The 7,309-nt window shown below is 69.6% G+C and carries 7 protein-coding genes; all 7 read right to left on the reverse strand.

The window, feature by feature from the left end:
- Positions 1-173: 173 nt before the first annotated feature.
- The 7 genes from AB1578_20720 to AB1578_20750 all read right to left on the reverse strand — a co-directional run bounded on the left by AB1578_20720 (position 174) and on the right by AB1578_20750 (position 7,147).
- On the reverse strand, positions 174-410 hold the full coding sequence (locus tag AB1578_20720) for a DUF2283 domain-containing protein (protein MEW6490319.1): 237 nt from the start codon (positions 408-410) through the stop codon (positions 174-176).
- Between the two features lie 78 nt (positions 411-488).
- Entirely contained in the window at positions 489-1,772 is a 1,284-nt protein-coding gene (locus tag AB1578_20725; protein MEW6490320.1) for a B12-binding domain-containing radical SAM protein, read from the reverse strand.
- A gap of 115 nt (positions 1,773-1,887) precedes the next feature.
- On the reverse strand, positions 1,888-3,582 hold the full coding sequence (locus tag AB1578_20730; protein ID MEW6490321.1) for an AMP-binding protein: 1,695 nt from the start codon (positions 3,580-3,582) through the stop codon (positions 1,888-1,890).
- A gap of 163 nt (positions 3,583-3,745) precedes the next feature.
- Positions 3,746-4,504: an ATP-binding cassette domain-containing protein gene (locus tag AB1578_20735; GenBank protein MEW6490322.1), complete on the reverse strand. Its 759-nt coding sequence runs from the start codon at positions 4,502-4,504 to the stop codon at positions 3,746-3,748.
- Positions 4,498-5,271, reverse strand: a complete 774-nt coding sequence (locus AB1578_20740; GenBank protein MEW6490323.1) for an ABC transporter ATP-binding protein — start codon at positions 5,269-5,271, stop codon at positions 4,498-4,500. The genes AB1578_20735 and AB1578_20740 overlap by 7 nt, the downstream gene beginning before the upstream one ends.
- Before the next feature lie 2 nt (positions 5,272-5,273).
- Entirely contained in the window at positions 5,274-6,281 is a 1,008-nt protein-coding gene (locus AB1578_20745) for a branched-chain amino acid ABC transporter permease (GenBank protein ID MEW6490324.1), read from the reverse strand.
- Positions 6,281-7,147, reverse strand: coding sequence for a branched-chain amino acid ABC transporter permease (locus tag AB1578_20750; protein MEW6490325.1), 867 nt, complete (start codon positions 7,145-7,147; stop codon positions 6,281-6,283). The genes AB1578_20745 and AB1578_20750 overlap by 1 nt, the downstream gene beginning before the upstream one ends.
- Positions 7,148-7,309 lie beyond the last annotated feature (162 nt).

Below are 7,309 nucleotides of genomic sequence, written 5' to 3' on the forward strand. Positions count from 1 at the left end.
CCCGGTCGGCCCAGAGCTCCAGCTCTGCGGAGGAGGGCTCCTCCAGGCGCTCCGCTGCCCACCCGGGCAGCGGGCCGAACTTGCGCTCGAGCTGGCGGCGCAGCAAGGTCACTTCGCCCTGCTGCATCTTGGCCGATCCGGGCTGATAGCGGGATGGGGAACCGGGACCACGATCACCTCTCCCGAGGGGAATGGACCTTGCCTCGCGACGATCCTTCCACGAGCTCGTAGCGGTAGAGATTCTGCACCGGGAACCGCGCGCTGGCGTCGATGATCTCAATCCCTACGATTTCATTCTCCTTGGTGGTGTGGAGAATGACGCCGTCTGCCAGTTCCATCGCACCGTCCGGCACACGGTCGGATAGCTCAAGGTAGGCCACGTCCACTTCGTCGTCATAGCTGACCTTCATGGTTCACCTCTTCGACGACCTCCACATTCGGGTGATCCGTCGAGACCCTGTCAGCAAAAACGCAGCCATTTCAGCCGGTCACGGAAGGGGATGGCGAACGGAGCGAAGCAGGGCCTCCAGCTCCTCCGGGGGGTAGCCGGCGAAGCGGCGCAGGTAGACCGTGTTGTTGGTGAGGAGGGGGTCGGGGTCGGGGGGCAGCAGCCCGCGGGCCCGGACTTCGTCCCACGCGGGGGTCCCCGGGATGGGGGAGAACTCTGCCAGGTGCGGGCGCACGCCCAGGGAGCGGACGAAGGCGATCCCTTCTCGCACTTCCTCCAGGGGCTGGCCGGGGAGGCCCACCAAGAGGTAGACGCCGATGGATTCGGGCGGCGCTCCCGCACGCCGCAGGCGGGACACGGCCCGTTCCAAGTCCGGGGTGCCGACCTTGGCCCCCGTGCCTTCCTGGCGGGCGGGGTCCACGGTCTCCAAGGCCAGGCGGAGGGTGGCGAAGCGCGCGGCCAGGACCGGGGCGGCTTCCTCGGTCACGAGGCGCGCGTGGAGGCCGTTGGGGGTGTGGAAGCGCAGTGCCCGGGTTCGGGGGGCGCGCCGGTCGGCTTCGCCCAGGGCGGGCCCGAGGCGGTGGGAAAAGTCCACGAGGAGCGCGTCGTCGTACCAGGCGGCGTCGGTCACGCCCAGCTCTGCCAGGGCCGCGAGCTCGGCCGCCACCTCCGAGGCGCCCCGGGGGGCGAAGGGGCCCGAGAGCTTCTCCGAGGCGCAGTAGGCGCACCGGTAGGGGCAGCCCCGGGCGGTGCGCAGGGCGGCATGGGCCGCCCCGTCGTGGAGCCCCAGGCGGTACCAGGGCCTGCGCGGCCGCACCGGCTCCCGGGGAAGCCCCAGGCATCCCGCGAGCTCGGCGGCAACCGCCTCCAGGGCTCCGGGGAAGACCCGGTCCGCTCCCGCCTCTCGCCGCGCGTGCTCCAGCCAGAGGGTGGGGTAGACGCCCCCCAGGAGCACGGGGGCTCCGGGCCGGCGCCGGCGCGCCTCCTCCACGGCCCACTGCACCCCCGGGTACCAGTACCCCATGGCCGAGGTCACGAGCACCGCGTCCCACGGCTCGGCCCGGCCCAGGCGGGCTCGCAGTTCCTCCCGGGAGATCCCGTAGCGGGCAAACGCCCGGGGAAATCCCCGAAGCGCCTCGGGGGGCGCCACCGGCTCCCGCCGAAAGCGGCCCGGTGCCGGAAAGCCCGAGAGGCAGTCCACCAGGGCCACGTCGGCCCCCCGCTCCCAGGCCCACTCGGCGAGGGCATAGAGCCCCAGGGGCCGGACCCAGAAGTTGTAGGCCGCGACGTCGGCGATCCAGGGGTGGAGGAGCAGCAGGCGCATGGCCGGAGCTTACCCGACCCGGCCCCGCATCCGAAAGCGCTCGCCCGCAGCCATGCCGCGCATCCGGCGAAACTCCCGGAGGAAAGCCCCCCGAACGCGCCGCCTTCTCGGCGCCTCAAGCCGCCCGGGTCTTGGTGTCCTTCCCGGCCTTGCGGCGCTCTTCGTCGCGGATCTCGCGGCGCAGGAGCTTTCCCACCTTGCTCTTGGGGAGCATGTCGCGAAACTCGATGTACTGGGGCACCTTGTAGGAGGCCAGGCGCTCCTGGCACCAGCGTCGGAGATCCGTGCCCGAGACGCCCTTGGCGTCGGTCTTCAAGACCACGATGGCCTTGATGCGCTCGCCCACCGCCGGGTCCTCCACCCCCACCACGCACGCCCCCATGACGGCCGGGTTGTCTTGGAGCACGGCCTCCACCTCCGAGGCCGAGACCCGGTAGCCCTTGTGCTTGATCACGTCGGCGGTGCGCTCCATGAACTGGATCTCGCCCCGCTCGTTGGCCACCACGAAGTCCCCCATCCGGTAGTACACGTCGCGGCCGATCTTCACGAAGGACCGGGCGTTCTCGGCGGGCTTGTTCCAGTAGCTCTTGATGGTGAAGTCGGCGGTGACGAGGAGCTCGCCGGTCTTGCCCGGGGGCACGTCTTCCAGGGTGCCGGGGTCTACCACCTTGCAGCGGTAGGAGGGCAGCGGCCGGCCGATGACCGTGGGCTGGGGGTCGTCCTCCAGGAGGCTGTAGGCCACGTGGCCGACCTCGGTGGAGCCGTAGACCTGGTAGATGGGAACCCCGGTGTGCTCCTTCCACCGGTTGAAGACCTCCCCCGGGAGCACGTCGCCGCCGCAGTAGCAGTAGCGCACGCTGTCGAGGCGGTACTCCTTGAGGCGGTCGCTCTCGAGGATCATCCGATAGAGGGCGGGCACCCCCAGGAACCACCGCACCCGGTGGCGCTCCACCTCGGCCATCAGGGCGTCCACGTGGGGCATGGGCATGAGGACCACGGTGTTGCCGAAGTTCAGGCCCGCCGCGATCATGAAGCCCTTGGCCATGATGTGGTAGAGGGGGTTGACCATGAGCACCGTGTCGGTGCCCTCCTTGGTGTGGGGCCCCACCACCCGGTCCATCACGTCGCGCACGTAGGCCACCTCGGTCATGTGGTTGCCCGGCACGCCCTTGGGAAAGCCCGTGGTGCCCCCCGTGTAGAGGATCGTGGCGAGATCCTTCCAGGGGTCGATGTCCATGTCCGGCAGTGTCCCTGCGGGCTCGCGCAGGAGGTCGGAGAAGGTGTGGACGTGCTCGCCTTTGGCCACCTTGCCCCGGGGGATGACGTGGAGGAGGTGCCCCAGGCCCACCTTCCACCGGGGCAGGAGCTCGGTGAGCGTGGTTACCACCACGTTCTTGAGGCCCGTGCGGCCCTGCACCTCGTGGACGTAGCCGTAGTTGGTGTCCTGGCAGACCACCGTCTCGACGCCCGCGTCCTGCACCAGGTACTCCAGCTCGTGGGCCGTGTAGATGGGGGAGACCGGCACCACCACCGCCCCGAGCCGCTGGATGGCGAAGTTCGCGATCACCCACTGGGGGCAGTTGGCGAGGTAGAGCATCACCCGGTCCTGGCGCTTGACCCCCCGCCGCGCCAGCGCCCCGGCGAACCGCTCCACGTCGGCGCGCAGCCTCCGGTAGGTGAAGTGCGTCCCCAGGTACACCAGGGCCGCCCGGTCGGGATGCCGCTCGGCCATCTCGAACCACCGGCTGAACGTGAACTCCCGGCGCGACGGGTCGATGGTGAGGCCTTCGAGGGTATAGGGTCGGTCCATGTTCTTACGTTCCAGGTGACGGGTGAAAGTGCCGAGTGACGAGTGACGAGTGTCGCGTGAAGCGGCCGTCGATCCTTCCTCCAACGGACAACGGGCAACTTACAACGGGCAGCCTTTCCTTACTCCAACGGGCAACGGACCACGGGCAACGAGCCGCCTCTATTCAACATCCAAAATACGCCGCCCGCACGTCGGGGTTCCCCAGGAGCTCGTCGCGGGTGCCGGACAGGACGGTGGAGCCGTTCTCCAGGATGACCGCTCGGTCCACGTAGGGCATCACCGGCCGGGCGTACTGTTCGGTGACGATCACCGAGATTCCGCGCTCCTTGCGGATCACGGGGATCGATGCCACCAGGGTGTGCTGGATGCTCGGGGCGAGTCCGAGCAGGGGCTCGTCCAGGAGCAGCAGCCGGGGCTGGGCCATGAGGGCGCGGCCGATGGCCACCATCTGCTGCTCGCCTCCGCTCAGGAAGCCCGCGGGGCGCTTGAGGTGCTTCACCAGGCCGGGGAAGAGCTCCAGCACGTACTCCAGGGTGCTCCGGGCCTGCGCCTTGGTGGCCAGGTAGGCGCCGATCTTGAGGTTTTCGAGCACGCTCGACTCGGGGAAGAGCCGGCGCCGCTCCGGGCAGAGCACGATGCCCCGCCGGGCGCGCTCGTGGGCCTTGAGCTCCCCGAGCACCTCCCCCCCGTAGCGCACCTCGCCGAAGAGCGAGATCCGCTCGCCGCCCTTCATCTTCTCCTTGTGCTGGATGTCGAGGAGAATGCCCGAGAGGGCGTACATGAGGGTGGACTTGCCGGCGCTGTTGGCGCCGAAGACCCCCAGGACCTCGGTCTCGCCGCAGCGCAGGTCCACGTTGTTGAGCGCCAGCATGTTCTCGTAGAACACCATGAGGCCCGTGGCCTCCAGCGCGCCGCCTAGCATGCGGGAACCTCCTCGGAGCCCAGGTACGCCTCGCGCACCTTGGGGTGCTCCATGACCTGGGCGGGGGTGCCCTCGGTGATCTTCTCCCCCGAGGAGAGGGCGAGCACCCGGTTGGCCACCTGGAAGAGCTCCCGGAGCCGGTGCTCCACCATGAGGATCGTGATGCCCTGCTGGTGGAGCTTCTCGATCAGGGGCACGAGGCTCGAGATCTCGCTCGCCGAGAGCCCCGAGAAGACCTCGTCGCAGATGATCACCTCGGGGGCGAGCGCGATGCACCGGGCGAGCTCCAGGCGCTTCAAGTACCCGGTGGGCAGCGTGCCCGCCATCTTGTAGGGCACCCGGGAGTCGCGCTCGAACCCCAGCTCCTCCAGGATGTCCACGGCCACCGTGTCCCGGTCGCCGTGGCTCCCGCCGCCTCGCCAGCCCCCCACCCGCCGGGCTCGGGGCGACGAAAGGGGGATGATGAGGTTCTTGTAGGCCGGCAGGCTGAAGTAGGGCCGCATGATCTGGAAGGTGCGGGTAACCCCCAGGTCCGCCACCCGGTCGGCCCGCATCCCCGTGATGTCCCGGTCCTTGAAGCGCACCCGCCCCCGGGTGGGGCGCAGGAACCCCGTGATGCAGTTGATGAGGGTGGTCTTCCCGGAGCCGTTGGGGCCGATGATGCCCAGCACGTCGCCCGGCTCCACGCGGAAGCTCACCCCGTCCAGGGCCTTGACGCCCCCGAAGTGCTTCGAGAGGTCGTGTACGTCCAGGATCGGCTCGGCCACCCTCACACCTCCACCCAGCGCTCGAACTGCTGGTACTTGCGGCTCGCGTAGAGAAGGATGCCCTCGCTGCGCAGCACCACGAACCCCGTCAGCACCAGGGCGTAGATCACGATGCGCAGGCTCCCGAAGTCGCGCAGCACCTCCGAGAGGGGCACGAGCAGCAGCGCCCCCAGGATCGGCCCCACCAGGGTGCCGCCCCCCCCGATCACCGTGGCCGCGATGGGCAGGATGGAGAGATCCAGGGCAAACGCCGAGATGCCCACGCTGCGGTACAGGTGGATGTAGTACGCCCCCGCGAAGCACCCGAGCAGCGATGCCAGGAACACCGCCTTGGCCTTGGTGCGGGCCACGCTGATCCCCGAGGCGCGCACCGCCTGGTCGTTGTCCTTCACCGCGCGGATGGAGAGCCCCACGTCCTCGGCCACGAAGCGCCGCAGGGCGAAGACGGCCACCAGCAGCGCGACGATGAGCCCGTACTGCTCGGTCCAGGCCGACGAGAACCCCGCGATGCCCCGGAAGCCCTCGGTGCCCCCGAGCACGTCGGCGGCCTCGATGATCCGGGTCATGAGGAGCGGATACATCAGCGTCACGATGGCGAAGTAGATCCCCCGAAGCGGCAGGCACGGGGCGAGCATCGCCGTGCACAGCGCCGCCCCCACCACCGACGCGATCGGGATCGACAGGAGCGGCGGCAGCCCCCACTGGGTGTTGAGCAGCGCCGCCGTGTACCCCCCCACCCCGAAGAAGAAGGCGCCCCCCAGGCACACGAGCCCCACGTAGTTGGCGAGGAAGTCGAACGACACCGCCAAGAGCGCGAGCACGCACACCGAGAGCATCACCCGGCCCCAGTAGGGCCAGGGCAGCAGCACCAGGGGCAGCAGCAGGAACCCGCCGATCAGGAGCGCCCGGGGCGCCACCAGGTAGGCGATCTCCCGCCAGGAGCTCAGGGCGTAGAGGGTTTCGCTGCGGACCTTGATGCCCCGGTCGACTCGCTCCAGGCGCTGCGCCATCACACCCTCTCCTCCAGTTGTTTCTGTTTGCCGAAGAACCCCGAGGGCCGCAGCACGAGCGTCACGATGATCGCGAGCAGCATCACCACCATCTGGTAGTGGGCCTTGCCGTAGGCCACCGTCAGGTACTGGGAGTACCCCAGCACGAAGGAAGCGAGCACCGTGCCGGCCCAGCTCCCCAGGCCCCCCACCACGCACACCGCGATGGCGTAGATGAGCACCTTGTAGCCCTCTTCCACCACCACGCTCCCCAGGGGCAGGAGGATGAGGGCCCCCAGCCCCGCCAGCGCGCTCCCCAGGGCCACGGCCACCGTGGCGGCCCGGTCCGAGTCGATCCCGAGCATCATGGCCGCCCGCTCGTCCTGGGCCATGCCCTTGAGCGCGAGCCCGATGCGGGTGTACCGGGTGAAGAGCCACACGCCCCCCAGGGTGGCGACCCCGAGCGCCACCACCGCCAGGCGCTGGTGGTCCACCGGCACGTCCCCCAGGAAGGCCACCCCGTCCGAGAGCACGGGAAGGGAGTAGGTCATGCCCCGAAAGCCTGCCCAGCGAAGCCCCTCCAGGATGGCGAGCCCGATGGCGTAGGTTGCGATGACCTCCGACACCTCCAGGCCCCGGACCCGCTTCAACACGAGCTGGTAGATGAGCACTCCGAACAGGGCTGCTGCGGCGAGCGCCAGGACGACGGCCACCGGGTAGGGAAGGCCCGCGCGGTGCAGGAACACCCAGGCCAGGAACCCCGTGAGCACGTAGATCGCCCCGTGGGCGAAGTTGGGCAGCCGGCTCACCCCATAGACCAGCGAGAACCCGAAGGCCATGAGGATCAGGCTCACGCTCTGGATGAAGCCGTAGATCAGGATGTCCATGGTTGCTCCCGGATCAGGGGCTGGGGGTCAGGGGCTAGGGGCTAGGGGCTAGGGATCAGGGGCTAGGGGCTAGGGATCAGGGGCTGGGGGCCTCAGAGGCCGGTGCGATGCCCACCCGTCGGGCGGGGGGCCGGCGAGCCCTCACCTCGCCCGGCCCCCCAC

The sequence above is a fragment of the Thermodesulfobacteriota bacterium genome (assembly GCA_040756475.1).
Classification (GTDB): domain Bacteria; phylum Desulfobacterota; class Deferrisomatia; order Deferrisomatales; family JACRMM01; genus JBFLZB01.

Coding starts and splice junctions, on each gene's coding strand:
- AB1578_20750 (MEW6490325.1), bottom strand. CDS start 7,147: ATGGACATCCTGATCTACGGCTTCATCCAGAGCGTGAGCCTGATCCTC.
- AB1578_20725 (MEW6490320.1), bottom strand. CDS start 1,772: ATGCGCCTGCTGCTCCTCCACCCCTGGATCGCCGACGTCGCGGCCTAC.
- AB1578_20745 (MEW6490324.1), bottom strand. CDS start 6,281: ATGGCGCAGCGCCTGGAGCGAGTCGACCGGGGCATCAAGGTCCGCAGC.
- AB1578_20720 (MEW6490319.1), bottom strand. CDS start 410: ATGAAGGTCAGCTATGACGACGAAGTGGACGTGGCCTACCTTGAGCTA.
- AB1578_20735 (MEW6490322.1), bottom strand. CDS start 4,504: ATGCTAGGCGGCGCGCTGGAGGCCACGGGCCTCATGGTGTTCTACGAG.
- AB1578_20730 (MEW6490321.1), bottom strand. CDS start 3,582: ATGGACCGACCCTATACCCTCGAAGGCCTCACCATCGACCCGTCGCGC.